Origin of the sequence: Collinsella sp. AF11-11 (genome assembly GCF_003465485.1) — a bacterium.
Classification (GTDB): domain Bacteria; phylum Actinomycetota; class Coriobacteriia; order Coriobacteriales; family Coriobacteriaceae; genus Collinsella.
This window is the reverse complement of the sequence record NZ_QSAS01000017.1, coordinates 1-16,708: the sequence shown is the minus strand read 5'-3', so window position 1 is coordinate 16,708 and position 16,708 is coordinate 1. Positions and strand designations below refer to the sequence as shown.

The 16,708-nt window shown below is 61.4% G+C and carries 13 protein-coding genes; 9 read left to right on the top strand and 4 right to left on the bottom strand.

Annotation, left to right across the window (positions count from 1 at the left end):
* Window positions 1–71: 71 nt before the first annotated feature.
* Window positions 72–713, bottom strand: a complete 642-nt coding sequence (locus DWV58_RS08645; RefSeq protein WP_117769936.1) for a GNAT family N-acetyltransferase — start codon at window positions 711–713, stop codon at window positions 72–74.
* Between the two features lie 277 nt (window positions 714–990).
* On the opposite strand from DWV58_RS08645, the gene purH reads away from it, so the two are divergent.
* From purH to DWV58_RS08625, 4 genes are all read left to right on the top strand, one after another.
* Window positions 991–2,598, top strand: coding sequence for a bifunctional phosphoribosylaminoimidazolecarboxamide formyltransferase/IMP cyclohydrolase (purH, locus tag DWV58_RS08640; RefSeq protein ID WP_117583593.1), 1,608 nt, complete (start codon window positions 991–993; stop codon window positions 2,596–2,598).
* Between the two features lie 274 nt (window positions 2,599–2,872).
* Entirely contained in the window at window positions 2,873–3,580 is a 708-nt protein-coding gene (locus DWV58_RS08635) for a hypothetical protein (protein ID WP_233539219.1), read from the top strand.
* 179 nt (window positions 3,581–3,759) lie between these two features.
* Entirely contained in the window at window positions 3,760–4,431 is a 672-nt protein-coding gene (locus DWV58_RS08630; RefSeq protein ID WP_117776838.1) for a response regulator transcription factor, read from the top strand.
* Window positions 4,432–4,440: 9 nt separating this feature from the next.
* Window positions 4,441–5,484 carry a sensor histidine kinase gene (locus tag DWV58_RS08625; protein ID WP_117564916.1) on the top strand — a complete coding sequence of 348 codons (1,044 nt, stop codon included), beginning with the start codon at window positions 4,441–4,443 and terminating at the stop codon, window positions 5,482–5,484.
* A gap of 312 nt (window positions 5,485–5,796) precedes the next feature.
* On the opposite strand, the gene DWV58_RS08620 is transcribed toward DWV58_RS08625, so the two are convergent.
* Complete coding sequence (locus tag DWV58_RS08620; protein WP_117583590.1) at window positions 5,797–6,234, bottom strand: universal stress protein; 438 nt, start codon at window positions 6,232–6,234, stop codon at window positions 5,797–5,799.
* A 249-nt stretch (window positions 6,235–6,483) separates the two neighbouring features.
* Here DWV58_RS08620 and DWV58_RS08615 point away from each other — a divergent pair, with 249 nt between their 5' ends.
* Entirely contained in the window at window positions 6,484–7,464 is a 981-nt protein-coding gene (locus DWV58_RS08615; RefSeq protein ID WP_089572431.1) for an undecaprenyl-diphosphate phosphatase, read from the top strand.
* A gap of 227 nt (window positions 7,465–7,691) precedes the next feature.
* Window positions 7,692–10,592 (top strand): ATP-dependent helicase, encoded by a 2,901-nt coding sequence (locus DWV58_RS08610; RefSeq protein ID WP_117776837.1) that lies wholly within the window; start codon window positions 7,692–7,694, stop codon window positions 10,590–10,592.
* 281 nt (window positions 10,593–10,873) lie between these two features.
* Here DWV58_RS08610 and DWV58_RS08605 read toward each other — a convergent pair whose 3' ends face one another.
* Window positions 10,874–11,806 carry a type I phosphomannose isomerase catalytic subunit gene (locus tag DWV58_RS08605; protein WP_370448364.1) on the bottom strand — a complete coding sequence of 311 codons (933 nt, stop codon included), beginning with the start codon at window positions 11,804–11,806 and terminating at the stop codon, window positions 10,874–10,876.
* Between the two features lie 75 nt (window positions 11,807–11,881).
* A complete protein-coding gene (locus DWV58_RS08600) occupies window positions 11,882–12,601 on the bottom strand; it encodes a GntR family transcriptional regulator (RefSeq protein ID WP_117776835.1) in 720 nt (239 codons plus the stop codon).
* Between the two features lie 338 nt (window positions 12,602–12,939).
* Here DWV58_RS08600 and DWV58_RS08595 point away from each other — a divergent pair, with 338 nt between their 5' ends.
* The 3 genes from DWV58_RS08595 to nhaA all read left to right on the top strand — a co-directional run bounded on the left by DWV58_RS08595 (window position 12,940) and on the right by nhaA (window position 16,603).
* A complete protein-coding gene (locus tag DWV58_RS08595; RefSeq protein ID WP_233540551.1) occupies window positions 12,940–13,893 on the top strand; it encodes an ROK family protein in 954 nt (317 codons plus the stop codon).
* A 159-nt stretch (window positions 13,894–14,052) separates the two neighbouring features.
* Complete coding sequence (locus DWV58_RS08590) at window positions 14,053–14,976, top strand: manganese-dependent inorganic pyrophosphatase (RefSeq protein WP_006235927.1); 924 nt, start codon at window positions 14,053–14,055, stop codon at window positions 14,974–14,976.
* Between the two features lie 268 nt (window positions 14,977–15,244).
* On the top strand, window positions 15,245–16,603 hold the full coding sequence (nhaA, locus tag DWV58_RS08585; RefSeq protein WP_117757644.1) for a Na+/H+ antiporter NhaA: 1,359 nt from the start codon (window positions 15,245–15,247) through the stop codon (window positions 16,601–16,603).
* Window positions 16,604–16,708 lie beyond the last annotated feature (105 nt).

The following is a 16,708-nucleotide window of genomic DNA, read 5'->3' as shown; positions in this document are numbered from 1 at the left end:
GACTTAAATGACTAGTTGTTGGGGATCAGTCATTGGGGACGTTCTTAAATGACTAGGTGTGGCTGCTTGGGCTAGGCTGTTAGGTCGAGTTCGTAGAGAAAGCTTTCGCGCGGCATGTCGTGACGACGCTCTTCGCGGTTGGCGCGGTGCGTGGCCGTGCGCTTAAAGCCGTGCAACTCGTAGAACTTCCACGAGCAGTTGGAGTCGGTGTACAGGTGCGCCCTTGTCGCCCCGCGCGAGGACAGGTACGAGACCGCGGCATCGAGCAACACTGAGCCTACACCCAGGCCGTGGACATCGGGATCGACGGCGAGCAGCGTGACTTCGTTGTCGTGCGGCAACGGGCTGCTCTCGAGCAGGCGGTTGTTGGTTCGGATGGTTGCGCGCACAAACGAGAGATACTCGGCGCAGACATCGGGCTCCAGCTCGCGCATCTGCGAAAGCAGCGCGCGTTCGGTATCCATCCAGTGTTCCTTAACGGTGGCGCCGGAACTCTGTCCCGCGCGCGCGAGCGCAATGCCACGCGCCTGACCGTCGATTACGGCAACCTGCGAAAACGTCGATGACGAAAGGCAATGGGCGAGGTCGCACGCGGCCTCGAGGCGGTTGTACTCATCGTTATCCGAATTGTTATGCCAAAGCTGCTGCAGAATCAGCGCGATGGCGTCGAAGTCTTCGGTATCAAACGGTCGGTAGAGAACCCGCGAGACCATGGTGCCTCTTTCTTTTGCGGATGCATATCGAGCACAGTTCTACCACGCTATTGGCATCTAATTATGGTGCCCCTGTGTTCCATGAACTCACCGTGCCCGGTGCCGTGCCCATCCCCTCTGCTCGCAAACTTTTTCTGCACATGCGCCCGTTGCGGGGTGCATCGATGCGCTCGATGCGCTACATTGAATCAGTATTTTCAATGCCGCTGCGCGAGCGCTGCAGATCGACGTATCACCGACTCACAGAGCACGGCGGCGTACCAGACAGGAGGACTGCATGGGATCTGATGTGAAGATCGCGCGCGCGTTGATCTCGGTTACCGATAAGACGGGCGTCGTCGATTTCGCACGGACGCTGGTCGATGACTTTGGCGTCGAGATCATCTCTACGGGCGGCACGGCTCGTGCCATCGAGGACGCGGGCGTTCCCGTAACCCCCATCGAGGAGTTCACGGGCTATCCCGAGATGATGGACGGCCGCGTTAAGACCCTGCACCCCAAGGTTCACGGCGCGCTGCTGGCCCGCCGCGATTCCGAGCAGCACATGCAGGAGGCCGCCCAGCACGGCATTAAGCTGATCGACCTGGTCGTCGTCAACCTGTACGAGTTCGAGAAGACCGTCGCCAACCCCGAGGTCACCTTTGCGGATGCCATCGAGCACATCGACATCGGTGGCCCCTCCATGTTGCGCTCTGCCGCCAAGAACGCCGCGAGCGTTACCGTCATCTCCGACCCGGCCGACTATGATGCCGTCCTGGCCGAGATGCGCGAGACCGGTGGCTGCACCACGCTTGCCACCCGTCGTCGCCTGCAGGTGAAGGTCTACCAGACCACCGCCGCCTACGACACGGCTATCTCCCGTTGGCTTGCCGCCCAGGCAAGCGACGTGGCGGACACCTCTGCCAAGCTCGAGATTTCGCTGGAGAAGGTCGACGACCTGCGCTATGGTGAGAATCCTCAGCAAAAGGCTACGGTCTACCGCTTTGCCGAGGGCTGCGAGAACACCGCGAGCTCTCAGTTCCCGCTTGTGGGCTCCGAGCAGATCCAGGGCAAGCCGCTCAGCTACAACAACTATCTGGACGCCGATGCCGCCTGGAACCTGGTCCGCGAGTTCGACGAGCCGGCCTGCGTGATCCTCAAGCATCAGAACCCCTGCGGTTCCGCCGTTGCCGAGGACATCACGGCCGCCTACGACCGCGCTTTCGCCTGCGATCCCAAGAGCGCCTTCGGCGGCATCATCGCCTGCAACCGCGAGGTTCCCTTTGAGCTGGTTGAGCACTTTGCCGATCAGAACAAGCAGTTCGTCGAGGTCATCATCGCCCCGAGCTATACCGCCGAGGCGCTCGAGCGCATGGCCAAGCGCCCCAACCTGCGCGTGCTGGCTACCGGCGGCGTGGACCACGGTGCCCAAGTGGAGCTGCGCTCCATCGACGGCGGCATGCTGGTGCAGGAAGTCGACCACGTGACCGAGGATCCCGCGACCTTTACGTTCCCCACCGACCGCAAGCCCACCGATGCCGAAATGGCCGAGCTCGAGTTTGCCTGGAAGGTCTGCAAGGGCGTCAAGTCCAATGCTATCCTGGTCTCCAAGGGCAAGGCCGGCATTGGCATGGGCCCGGGTCAGCCTAACCGCGTTGACTCTGCACTGCTTGCCTGCGAGCGTGCCGAGGACTTCTGCGAGCGCGAGGGCGTGGAGAAGGGCGGCTTTGCTTGCGCAAGCGACGCGTTCTTCCCGTTCCGCGACAACGTCGACGTGCTTGCCGCGCACGGCGTGACCTGCATCATCCAGCCCGGCGGCTCCAAGCGTGACGACGAGAGCATCCAGGCCTGCAACGAGCACAATATTGCGATGGTTTTCACGGGTGCCCGCCACTTCCGCCATTAAGTAGGGAGGTGGCGCTGCGGCTTGCCCAACCACCGCACCTTGCCGCTCATTCGTCGCTCGCGTACCCAAGTACGCGTCGCTCCTCTTTCACGGCAATCTGCGGCACCTGGGCAACCCTCGCCGACCTGTTAGGTTGACTGGGGAGGATGGGATGTTATCTCGTCCCTTGGACCGCCTCGCTTCTAAAATAATCTCTGCAAAAGACGGTCGCTCCGTTTGGAGGGCCGTCTTTTTGGTATAAGAGGACGGAATGACTAACACGAAAGGTACAACCATGCCCCAGATTGATGATGCCGAGCTGTTTGGCAATGCCGAGGATCAGCGTGCGTACGAGGACTTTTGCGCCAATCAGGAGGCGGTCGAGAAGTTCACGCTCGACAAGCCCGCGCTTGTCTGCCGTTGGCGCATGTCCAATAAAAAGGTGCCCATGCTCAACCGCCACATCCGCGCGCTGTCCGAGCGCCTGGTGCAGGGCGAGCTACTTACCCATAACATGCTCAGCTGGGCCAAGCAGCACGTTGAGTGGTCGCTAGCCGAGGGCGATTACACCGCACACGACGGTGTGCTCATGCTGGTGATCGACATCAACGGCAACGCCGCCATGACAGTGGGGGAGTACGAGCCGCTCGCCGATACGTCGGCCAAGGCGCTGCGTGCCCGCTCCGCCGAGGCCCGCTCCGAAGCCGACGAGACCGGCGTGGCGCCCGAGCTGCTCGCCGCCGTCAACAACGGCGAACTCGCCTTTGTGGCGCCGGCGGACGAGTGCCTGTGCGGCACGGCGACGCTCATCGAGCAGCTGGCCCAGACCAAGGGCATCCCGGTCACGCGCGTAGATATTCCCGCGCAGCTTAAGGGCGCGCTGTTCCTGGTGAGCGACGAGCACGGCGTGGTCCCCGCAACCGAGACGGACGCCGCCGAGGCCGACGCCGCCACGGTCGCCTTCTTTGTCGACGGCTACGAAAAGCTTCGCGCCCGCCGCTAAATGATTATTCTGGGACGGGGATTAAAGAATCATTTTGGTTCCCGCCACCGCTGCGAGTGCGAGGCGGACAAAACGCCCCCGCTCGCGAACAATTCTGTCACCTTGGCGACGTGCGTGGCGCGCACCTGCAGTTTCGCAGCCATAATGGTGGCAAGACAATCAAGAGGGGAGCGGAATCCATGGCGCTAATCTATATCGTTGAGGACGACGAGCCCATTCGTCGTGAGCTTGTCGACATCCTTGCCCGCGCCGGGTTTGAAATCGAGGCCTGCGAATCGTTCGAGCATGTCTCGCGCGATATTCTCGCCGCCGCGCCCGACCTGGTACTGCTCGACCTCACGCTTCCCGTCAAGGACGGCCAGCATATCTGCCACGAGGTTCGCCGCGAATCCGAGGTCCCCATCATCGTCCTCACCTCGCGCACGACCGAGATCGACGAGGTCATGGCCATGACGCTCGGCGCGGACGACTTTGTTCCCAAGCCCTATAGCGCGCGCGTGCTCGTGGCGCGCATCAACGCACTGCTGCGTCGCACCGCGGCGTCAGGCGAGCGCAGCGCGCTCGTCCACAAGGGGCTGGAGCTCGACCTCGCCCGCTCTATGGTCACCAACACGGCGACCGGCGACAGCACCGAGCTCACCAAAAATGAGCTGCGCATTCTCTCGCTGCTCCTGAGCCGCGCGGGCAAGATCGTCTCGCGCTCGGCCATCATGCAGGACCTGTGGGACTCCGACGCCTTCGTGGACGACAATACGCTCACCGTCAACATCAACCGCCTGCGCACCACGCTCGAAAAAATCGGCATCAAGGGGTATTTGACGACGCATCGCGGCCAAGGCTATTCGGTCTAGGGGCCGGCTATGTCGTTTGGCAAGTTCTTTAAAGATGCACTGCTTCCCGTCGCCGTGTGGACGTGCGGCGTGCTGCTGAGCTGCTTTGTGCTGACGGTCGCCGGCGCACCCGTTTCTATCGTGGTCGTGGCGGTTGGCGTGTCCTTTATCTTCGGTATGCTCGGCATCGTGATCGAGTACGCTCGCCGTCGCCGTTTTCTGCGTCAGTTGGAGCGCGCGGCAGAGGAGCTCGAGAGTCCCGCATGGGTGCAGGAGATGGTGCAATGCCCAACCTATGCCGAGGGCGAGCTCGAGTACGAGGTCCTGTGCCGGGTGGGCAAAGCCGCCTGCGACGAGGTTGCCGAGGGCCGGCGTCAGACCGAAGACTATCGCGACTATATCGAGAGCTGGGTCCACGAGGCCAAGCTGCCCCTGGCGGCGGCTCACCTGATTCTGGAAAACCTCGACGGCGGCGCAGATGACCCAACACGTGTCGATGACCTGGGTCGCGAGTTGGCTCGCGTGGAACGCTATATCGACCAGGCGCTGTACTACGCGCGCTCGGAAGTCGTGGAGCGCGACTACCTGATTCGCCGCTGGGACCTTAAGACCTTGGTGACGGGTGCGATTAAGGCCAACGCGCGCGAGCTCATTGCGGCGCACGTGGCTCCGGTGTGCGAGAACCTCGACTTCGAGGTCTTTACCGACGAAAAATGGCTCGAGTTTATCCTGGGCCAGCTCATTCAGAACAGCATTAAATATGCGCGCGAGGACGGCGCGAAGATCGTGTTTTCGGGCGCGTTACTGGACGAGGGCCTGGCGAGCGAGCGCATCGAGCTCACCGTTGCGGACAACGGCTGCGGCGTGTGTGCGGCAGACCTGCCACGCGTGTTCGAGAAGGGCTTTACCGGCGACAACGGCCGCACCACCAAGCGCGCAACGGGCATCGGCCTCTACCTGGTGGCGCGCCTATGCTCCAAGATGGGCATCGACGTCACGGCGGCATCCGACTCCGGCGAAGGCTTTGTCGTAACGTTCGCCTTCTCGACGAACAAGTTCCAATACTTTGAGTAGCCGGGCCGTCTTGCGCTGCGGACGGCTATGTTCCCGAACGTGAACTTAGCTAAGGCAACTGGCGTTATGTTCCCGAACGTGAACATAACTATGAGGCTCAAATGGATCTCCCAAAACAAAAACGTGCAGCCCAAACAAAACGTGCCGCCCCAAACGGGGCGGCACGCCATCTTTTATCAGCCAACTCGCTGAAGTAAGGCTGCGAAGGCCGCGAGGCCGGGAGGGGTTTCCTAAGGGCACATCCCGCAGCCGCAACGCGGCGAGGACGTGCCCGTGGAAACCCCGCAGGCCCCGCGGCCGGTGGGAGCAACGCTACTTTACGACCAAAATGTCGCAGTCGGTATTGCGCAGCAGGAACGTCGAAATCGAACCCAGAAGCGCATACTTGATCGAGGACAGGCCGCGAGCGCCGCAGAGCACCAGGTCGGGCTTGACCACGTCGAGCATCTCGTCTTTGAGCGTCTCGCGAATACGACCGGCGCGTATCATGACCTCGACCTCGGGAATATCGGGATTGGCCTTGGCCTCTTCGAGCTGCTTTTCGATGGAGTTCTTAAAGGCCTCCTCCAGACCGTTGACCAAATCGACCGGATAGGAGCCGGCGCTCTCGAGCGCCGTGGAATCGATAACGTGGCCGATAATCAGCTTGGCGCCGTTGTTCGCGGCGACCTTGATGGCGCGTGCGAGCACAAAATCCTGCTGCTCAGTACCGTCGAGTGAAACAAATACCTTGGTGTAACCCTCGTTCATGGTTTCCTCCTTGGTCTATCGCACGGGCGCGGGGCTCGTGCGTCGGGCGGGCGCGGGTGCGTTGACCGCCGGACACTTTATCTTGTTGCAGTTATACCCAAGGATTTCGGTTTAACTGCTCGCAATTCTGTGAACGGGCGAGTTTTTTGGTAAGGGTAGGCGCGGTCGCACCGCCAACGGTTGATAATGGGACATCGCCCGCATCGTCCGCAGAACATCTACCGGCGGGTGTCTAACGAGGGGGTCCCTTTGGATATTATCGAGCTTCTAAAATCTGCCTTCATGGGCCTGGTCGAGGGCATCACCGAATGGCTGCCCGTTTCGTCGACGGGCCACATGATCTTGGTGGACGAGTTCGTCAAGATGAACGTGAGCGAGACGTTCTGGAATATGTTCCTGGTCGTGATTCAGCTCGGCGCCATTCTGGCCGTCTGCGTGCTGTTTTTCCACGAGCTCAACCCGTTCTCGCCCAGCAAGGGCAAGGAGGGCCGTCGCGACACCTGGGTGCTGTGGGGCAAGATTGTGCTCGGTTGCATTCCTGCGGCGGCGATCGGCCTGCCGCTCAACGACTGGATGGAGGAGCATTTCTACAACGCTCCCGTCGTGGCGCTGGCGCTCATTGTGTACGGCGTGCTGTTTATCGTGATCGAGAACTGGCGCGCGAGCAAGCGCGAGGAAATGGCCGTTGCCGGTTCGTTTGGTTCGCGTGCTGTGGTGTCGGGTGGACGTCCCGCCGGTGCGCACTTTGCGGCGCCCCCCACGGCTACCGCTGAGGATGAGGACGATGACGAGAATCTGGACTTTGGTTCCATCGCCACGCTCGAGGACCTCAGCTGGAAGACTGCGCTGGGTATCGGCTGCTTCCAGGTGCTTTCGCTGGTGCCTGGTACGTCTCGCTCCGGTTCTACCATCATCGGCGGCCTGCTTTTGGGCTGCACGCGCTCGGTGGCGTCTAAGTTTACGTTCTTCCTGGCTATTCCCGTTATGTTTGGCGCGAGTGCGCTCAAGCTGGTCAAGTACTTCATCAAGGGCGGCACGTTCGGCACCAACGAGATCGCCATCTTGGGCGTGGGCTGCGTTGTGGCCTTTGTGGTTTCGCTCATCGCCATCAAGTGGCTCATGGGCTTCGTCCGCCGTCACGACTTCAAGTGCTTCGGAGTCTACCGCATCATCCTGGGCATCGTAGTGCTCGCATACTTCTTCGTTCTGGAGCCCATGCTCGGCCTGTAACTTGGTTGACGCTGCGCGGCGGCCAGAGCGACAACTTGTCATTCAAAGAGGGCGGCATGACCAAAAGGTCTATGCCGTCCTCTTTTTTGGGCGATGGGGCGGGCCTGACGGCGGCGCACGGAGTCGTGGTGTGATTTGCGTCGGTGTCCGCGCGGCTCGGTATACTGGTACGGCTCAAACTATGGCGCTGCCCGCAGGCGCGCCGTCTGTCAGATGAGGAGTCGCCCATGACCCAGCCCTTGCCCTGGGAAAAGAACGCCGCGGTACCCGTGCCGCCCGCGCCGGAACCCGTGCCGCTCGATGCATACACCGCCCCCGCTGCGCCGGAGCCCGAGCTCGTTCCGCTCGACATCTATGACGCTCCCGCGCCGGCGCCCAAGCCTATCAAGCCGCTCGTCGACATCGACAGCCTTAATCCCGCCCAGCGCGAGGCGGTCCTGTCCACCGAGGGCCCGTTGCTGGTGCTCGCCGGCGCCGGCTCGGGCAAGACCCGCGTCTTGACCTTCCGCATCGCACATATGCTCGGCGACCTGGGCGTTAAGCCTTGGCAGGTTCTTGCCATTACGTTTACCAACAAGGCTGCGGCCGAGATGCGCGAGCGTCTGGCGGCACTCATCCCCAGCGGCACTCGTGGCATGTGGGTGTGCACCTTCCATGCCATGTGCGTGCGCATGCTGCGCGAGGACGCCGACCTGCTGGGCTATACCGGTCAATTCACCATCTACGATGACGACGACTCAAAGCGCATGGTGCGCGACATTATGCAGGCGCTCGGCATCGAGCAAAAGCAGTTCCCCATCAACATGATCCGCAGCAAGATCAGCTCTGCTAAAAACGCCATGATCGGGCCCGAGGACATGCTCAAGAGCGCCGATAGCCCCAACGACAAAAAGGCCGCGCAAGTCTACCTGGAGCTGGAGCGCCGCCTGCGCGCCGCCAACGCGATGGACTTCGACGACCTGCTCGTGCGCACGCTCGAGCTACTGCGCACCCGCCCCGAGGTGCTCGACAAGTACCAGGAGCGCTTCCGCTACATTAGCGTCGACGAGTATCAGGACACCAACCACGTCCAGTACGAGATCGCCAACCTGCTGGCCGCCAAGTACCAAAACCTTATGGTCGTGGGCGACGATGACCAGTCCATTTACAGCTGGCGTGGCGCCGACATCACCAACATCTTGGACTTCGAGAAGGACTTTAAAAACTGCAAGACCGTCAAGCTGGAGCAGAACTATCGCTCTACGGGTCATATCCTGAGCGCCGCCAACGCCGTGGTGCGTCACAACTCGCAGCGCAAGGACAAGCGCCTGTTTACGGCCGAGGGCGATGGCGAGAAGATTCAGGCTTTCCAGGCAAGCGACGAGCGCGACGAAGGTCGCTGGATTGCCGGCGAGATCGAAAAGCTGCATGCCAAGGGTACAAGCTACGACGATATCGCCGTGTTCTACCGCACCAACGCCCAGTCGCGTATCCTCGAAGATATGTTCCTGCGCGCGGGCGTGCCCTACAAGATCGTCGGCGGCACGCGATTCTTCGACCGCGCCGAGATTCGCGACGTCATGGCCTACCTCAAGATGATCGTGAACCCGGCCGACGAGATGAGCGTCAAGCGCGTCATCAACACGCCGCGCCGCGGCATCGGCTCCACCTCGATCCAAAAGATCGAGCAGCTGGCGCGCGACAACCGCTGCTCGTTCTTCCAGGCCTGCGAGATCGCAACAGCCGAGACGGGCATGTTTAGTGCCAAGGTGCGCAACGGCCTGTCGAGTTTTGTGGCGCTGGTGCGCGAGGGCCGCCGCATGGACGGCGAGCTCAAGGACGTCGTCGAGATGATTGTCGATAGGACGGGCCTGCTGCAGGCGTTTCGCGCCGAGGGCACCATGGAGTCCGAGAGCCGCGCCGAGAACATCCAGGAATTCCTGGGCGTCGCCGCCGAATTTGAGGAGGCGCACGAGGATATCGAGGGTACGCTCGAGAGTCTAGAAGAGCTGCGCGCGGCCGGTGTTGCCGACGTGCCGTCCGTCGCCGAGTCCGAGTCCGTCGTGGTGAGTGCGCCCGCGTCCGAGCCGGAGCCGTCCGCTCCGGCATCCTCGTTTGAGGCACTTGTCGGCGCTCGTGACGCCGCGGGCTCCAATCCGCTCGATAGCCTAGCCGCCCCGGCGCTCTCGCCGCAGGATGCCCTGGCCGCCGCCATCGCGGGCAACGCGTATGCCGTGCCAACAGAGCTACCGGCGGGCGCCGTGCATGCCGACGAGATCGAGCGCACCTACGGTCCGCTCACCTGTAAGGCACTGCCGGCACTCATGGAGTGGCTGGCCCTGCGCTCCGACTTGGATTCCCTGGCCGGCGAGACACATGCCATCACCATGATGACCATCCACTCCGCTAAGGGCCTGGAGTTCCCCGCGGTGTTCGTGGCCGGCATGGAGGAGGGTATCTTCCCGCACGTGCACGACTTTGGCGGTAGTGACGATCCGGGCAAGCTCGAGGAAGAGCGTCGCCTGGCCTACGTCGCCATCACGCGTGCTCGCAAGCGCCTGTTCCTGACCTATGCGGCCACGCGTCGCACTTACGGCTCGACCTCTGCCAACCCGCGCTCGCGCTTCCTCAACGAGATTCCGTTTGAGGATATCGAGTTTAGCGGTATCGGTTCTGCCGGTTTTGAGGGCACGGGCTGGGAGAAACGCGGCGACCGTCACGGCACCTTTGGCTCGGGCATGGGCTCGGATATGTATGGCGGCAAGGTGTTTGGCTCGCATACGCGCTCGACCGGCGGTTCCGGTTCGCGCGGCGGATCGAGCTTCGACGATTTCTTTGGCGGCAGCAGCTATGGGACCGAGCGCCATCGTGGGGTCTCGCCCGACGCCGGCCGTGTTGCCTCGACCTTTGGCTTGGGCGCGCCGCGAGCCAAAAAGCCGTCGTCCAAGGTGTCGCCGACGGTGGAGCGCAAGGTCGATCGCGCCAGCGCGTCGCAGGACTTTGCCGCGGGCGATACCGTGAGCCACAAGACCTTTGGCACGGGTACCGTGATCTCGGTCGCCGGAGACATGATCGAGGTTCAATTCGAAAAGACCGGCCAGACCAAAAAGCTCATGAAGGGCTTTGCGCCGATCGTCAAGCTGTCGTAATCTCGGCGGCCCCGGACAGGCGCCTTGGACAACGTCGCCTGCTCGGACAGTCCTGCTCGCACGGAGAGCACATTAAGTGCTCTCCGGCTCGTGCGGAACTCGCGATCGACGTTGTCCATGGCGCCTGTCCGGGGCCTTGGGTAACGTTGCTTGCGAACGTCGCTTTGCTCGTTCGCTTTTTGGTCTGGAGAGCCGGGTGGGCTGATAAATAGATGTGAGTAGGGGCTCTCCCGTTTGATGAGCGGGGGAGCCCCTTGTTGCGTTTTGGTTGTTGGTGCGACCTAGAGGTGGCTGATGATCAATTCCATTTTGCCTTCGAGGTCGATGGAGCTGACGGTGCTCGGGGCTAGCAGGTGGCTTCCCTTGTGGACGGGGTCGCCGCAGACGGTGCCTTCGCCGTCGATGACCGACAGACACATGAAGGGCCAGCGCTGGTCGAGGGTCTTGCTGCCGTCGACACGCACGCGATCGACGGTGTAGCAGGAGTTAGACTCGAGCTCGGTCACGCCGTCGACCTCGGGCGCGGTCACCGTGCCGTCGGTCGGAGCCTGAGCATCAAAGTCGATGCAGTCGAGGCTCTGCTCAATGTGCAGGGGACGCAGTTTGCCGTCGGTGCCGGGACGGTCGTAGTCGTACAGGCGATACGTCACGTCGCTCGACTGCTGCGTCTCCAAAATGAGCGTGCCGGTCTTGATGGCGTGGACGGTACCGGAATCAATCTGGAAAAAGTCGCCCTTGTGAATCGGCAGCACGTTGAGCATGTCGTCCCAGCGGCCGTCCTCGATCATACGCGCGGCCTCGGCGCGGTCGTGCGCGCGCTGTCCGACGATGATCGTGGCGCCGGGCTCGCAGTCCAGTACATACCAGCACTCGGTTTTGCCCAGGCTGCCGTTCTCGTGCTCGGCGGCGTACTCGTCATTGGGATGGATCTGGATCGAAAGGTCGTCCTTGGCGTCTAGAATCTTAATGAGCAGCGGGAACTCCTTGCCCTCGCAGTTGCCAAAGAGCTCGCGGTGCTCGGCCCACAGCCATGACAGCGTGTGACCGGCGTACGGGCCCTCAGCGATCTGGCAGTCGCCGTTGGGGTGTGCCGAGATGGCCCAGCACTCACCGATGGGACCCTCGGGAATGTCATAACCAAATACGGTTTCGAGCTGGCGGCCGCCCCAGATCTTCTCGTGAAAGATCGGCGTCAGTTTAATCAAATCGGACATGTTCATACCCCCATGGTGTTGCGCGGCCGCCCACTCTAAACGAGCCGTAACGAGCGCCCGCATGACTACAAAAACCTATGCCAACGTTACGTTGTGCAGCTCAAAGCGGTCACCAACGTTGCGCGAGATCGAATGCTCAAAGGCGGTGCCGCTATCCAAAAAGCCAATCTGGTTGAGCTCGAGCAGGGGAGAGCCGGGCTTGGTGTCCAGGCGCTCAGCCTCTTCCTCGGTTGCCGCCACGGCACGGATGGTGCGGTGGAAGCTCGAAATCTTAAGCCCGCATTGCTTGCGGATGAAGCTGTAGACCGATCCATACAGGTCTTTCTTTTTAAGGCCCGGAATCAGCTCGAGGGGCATGTAGGTGTACTCGATAACGATGGGCTTCTCGTCGACCTGGCGCACGCGCACGATGTGATAGGCAAAGTCGTCCTCGGCAATTCCCAGCTGGGCGGCGACGTCTGCTGGCGGATTGACAATCGAGAAATCGTAGACCACCGAGGTCACCTTCTCCCCGCGGTGCTCATACGAAAAGCCCTGGGAGCGATCGTTCTTGCCCTGGAAAAATGCCTGGTCGGGGAGACCCGCCGTGTCCTTAACGTAGGTGCCCGATCCGCGCCGGCTGGTGATCAGGCCTTCCTCGGTGATCTGCTCAATAGCTCGTTTGACGGTGATCTTGGAAACGCTATAGAGCTCACAGAACTTAACGACGGTGGGTAGCTTGTCGCCCGGTTTAAGAGTGCCGTCCTCGATGCTTCGACGGATATCCGCAGCTATCGCCTCGTATTTGGGAATCATGGAACCCCCCTTTCCAGCTTGATTGAGTATAAAAGAAAGTATAGCCAACACCTAAGTATCCCTATTGCGTTTTAGAATAGTTCGAGAAAGAGAATATCTAAAACGCTTTTCTTATTAAATAAAAGCGCCTTAAAACGAAATACACTCGAATGGTGCCGTATTGAGCGGATGATCAGTCTGGGGACGGGGCCGAGTCGCGTTGCCGCCTAACGAACTGATTGTCATCCCTGCGTTTCCCCAGATAAAACCTGCCAAAACAAACCTGTCCCTTTTTGGTGGGTTTTTGCCTTGGGAGCGGTACCATACAGGCAATGTTTAAACGAGAAAGGTGGGCTCCCATGGAACCTAAGCAGTACTACATCGGCATTGACGTCGGCGGCACTTCGGTTAAGGAGGGCCTGTTCGATGAGGACGGCAACCTGCTTGCCAAGGCCAGTGTGCCCACGCCTCCCATCGTTGATGCTGCGGGCTTTGCCGCGGTGACCGAGGCTATTGACCAGGTGGTTGCCAAGGCGCAGATTCCGCGCGCCTTTGTGGCGGGCATTGGCCTGGCCGTTCCGTGTCCCATCCCGGCGTCGGGCGATGCCAAGGTCAAGGCCAACATTGCCATCAACCTGCCTGAGCTAAGAGTCGCCATTCAGGAGCACTGCCCCGACGCGGTCGTTAAGTACGAGAACGATGCCAACGCCGCTGCCATGGGCGAGGCCTGGCTCGGCTCTGCCAAGGGCGTACAGAACGTGGTGATGGTCACCATTGGTACCGGCGTGGGCGGCGGCGTTATCGTTAACGGCGACGTGGTATCAGGCGTTGTGGGCGCCGGCGGCGAGATTGGCCATATGTGCCTGAACCCCGACGAGGAGCGCACCTGCGGCTGCGGCGGCCATGGCCATCTGGAGCAGTATTCCAGCGCCACCGGCGTGGTGAGCAACTACCTTGCCGAGTGCGAAAAGGCGGGCGTCGAGCCCATCGAGCTCACCGGGCCTTCTGATTCCAAGGACGTGTTCCAGGCCTGCCGCGAGGGTGACAAGCTCGCGCTGGCAGCTGCCGATACCATGGCCGACTATCTCGGCCGCGCCCTGGCGCTTATTGCCAACGTGGTCGATCCCGAGATGTTCCTGATCGGCGGCGGTGCTTCCGCTTCGGCCGATGTCTACCTCGACAAGGTCCGCGAGCACTTTAAGCAGTACGCGCTCTCCGCCTCGCGCGAGACGCCCATTAAGGTCGCTTCGCTCGGCAACGACGCCGGCATCATCGGTGCCGCTTACGTAGCCCTGCGCGCCGCCGGTAAATAGCTGGTGCGGGGGCAGGTGGTGAAAGGGGGACAGGCTTCGTCCCTGACCTCGCCTCAGCGCTTGCCCCAAATTGTGCCGCGACCCTTCCGTCTCATAAGGTTCGGCGTCAGCGTGCTACCATAGCTACGTCCAAGTACACATATCAAGTGGAGGATATCCATGGCAAACGTTCTTGTCTTTGGTCACCAGAACCCCGATAACGACGCCATCATGAGCGCCGTCGTCCTGTCCCAGCTGCTCAACCAGGTTGAGTATGCCGGCAACACCTACGAGGCCTGCGCCCTTGGTCAGCTTCCGGCCGAGTCCGCCAAGCTGCTTGCCGACGCCGGCATTGCCGAGCCCCGCGTGATCGAGTCCGTCGAGGCCGGTCAGCTCGTCGTTCTCACCGACCACAACGAGTCTGCCCAGTCCGTCGCCGGTCTTAAGGACGCCACGGTCTTTGGCGTTGTCGACCATCACCGCATCGGCGACTTCGAGACCGCCGGCCCGCTGCATTACATCTGCCTGCCCTGGGGCTCCAGCTGCACCATCGTCACCAAGCTCGCCGGCGTGCTCGGCGTTGAGCTTTCCGACGTCCAGGCCAAGCTGCTGCTCTCGGCCATGATGACCGACACGCTCATGCTCAAGAGCCCCACCACCACCGATGTCGACCGCGCCGTCGCCGCCAAGCTCGGCGAGCAGGTGGGCGTCGACCCGGTCAAGTTTGGCATGGAGGTCTTCCTCACCCGTCCGTCCGGCTCCTTCACTGCAGCCGAGATGGTCGGCAACGACATCAAGATGTTCGAGCCCGCTGGCAAGAAGCTGCTCATTGGCCAGTACGAGACCGTCGACAAGAGCCGCGCACTCGGCATGATCGACGAGATCCGCGAGGCCATGCGCGCCTACGCCGCCGAGAAGGGCGCCGACGGCATTGTCCTGTGCATCACCGACATCATGGAGGAGGGCTCGCAGGTCCTGCTCGAGGGCGAGACCGAGGCTGCTCAGAAGGGCCTGGGCATTGCCGACGAGCACGACGGCGTCTGGATGCCGGGCGTCCTCTCCCGTAAGAAGCAGGTCGCTGCCCCCATCATGGCCGCCTGCTAGGTTTAGTTGACCAAACGCCCCGACCGGATCGCGGACGCCCCGCGCTCCGGTCGTTTTTTTGTGCACGTCGCCGCGTCGTCTCTTGGACAGGCGTGCCTGTGCCGTTGAGCAAATAATGTTCAACCTGTGGTTCCGCTTTTCGGCCGCGCTTGCGCGCTTGTCGCGCAGGGTAGGCTAGATGCAAGCGTAATACGTTAGAGCGCGGCGCCGCCATCTGGGCGGGCCGTGCTTTTTTAAGACGGGAGCTTTCCCGTGAAAGGAGCCGCCCATGGCAGCAACTGAGCAGCTGTTCAATGTTCGTGAGCGCAAGCGCTTTGAACGTCACGACATCTGGGAGCGCATTGCCGAGAACGGCACCATTTCTGCCGCCGTCATGGTGATCGCCGCCATCGCCGCCGTCATCTGCGCCAATACCGATGCCTACGAGGCCATCCATCACTTTTTGGAGACCCCGCTGTATGTGGGTCTGGGCAACCTTACGGCTGGTCTCACCGTTGAGCTTTTCGTCAACGACTTCCTCATGGCGATTTTCTTTTTGTTGGTGGGCATTGAGCTTAAGTACGAGATGACGGTCGGCGAGCTCAAGAATCCGCGTCAGGCCATGCTTCCCATGTTGGCGGCGGTGGGCGGCGTCGTCGTTCCCGCCTGCATCTACCTGATCTTTAACCATGCCGGCGCCCGCAACGGTTGGGCCATCCCCATGGCAACCGATATTGCCTTTGCGCTGGGCGTGCTGTCGCTTTTGGGCAACCGCGTTCCCAACGGCGTGCGCGTGTTCTTCTCGACGCTCGCTATCGCCGACGACCTGATCTCCATCGCCGCCATCGCCATCTTCTACGGTCAGAGCCCCAATCCGTTTTGGTTGGGCGCCGCCGCGCTTGTGACCTGCGCGCTCGTGTGGCTCAACAAGACGCAGCATTACCGCCTTGCCCCGTATTCGGTACTGGGGCTGCTGTTGTGGTTCTGCATGTTCAAGAGCGGCGTACATGCCACGCTTGCTGGCGTCATCCTGGCCTTCACCATTCCGGCCAAGTGCGGCGTCAAGCTCGATAGTCTCACCGATTGGCTGGGCGAGTGCCTGCCGCTGCTCGATGACCGCTACGACGACGAGGCACACATCCTGGGCCAGCATGACTTTACCGTCTCGACTACCAAGGTCGAGCGCGTCATGCACCGCGTGACCCCGCCGCTTATCCGTATGGAGCGTCTGATCTCCACGCCGGTCAACTTTGTGATCCTGCCGATCTTTGCGTTCGTAAACGCTCAGGTTCGCTTAGTGGGCGTGGACATGAGCACGCTGCTCACCGATCCGGTGACGCTCGGCGTGTACTTTGGCATGCTGCTGGGCAAGCCGATCGGCATCTTTGGTATGACGTTTGCCCTGGTTAAGCTTAAGGCCTGCGAGCTGCCGCACAATGTCAACTGGCACATGATTGCCGGCGTGGGCATTCTGGGCGGTATCGGCTTTACCATGTCGATTCTCATCAGCGGCCTTGCCTTCCCGACGGCCCAGTTTGAGGTTCTTGCAGCCAAGGCCGCTATTCTCGCCGGTTCGGTCACCGCAGCCGTGCTCGGCATGATCTACATGAGCGTGGTCTGCAAGCATCCCGCGCCCAAGGACGAGTAGGGGCACATACAAGTTTGAAAACGCTGCCTGTGAATACCATCACAGGCAGCGTTTTAGTCATTGGGTGTTCCTATAGTTTTGTCAACCTTCGACGCTACTCCCGGT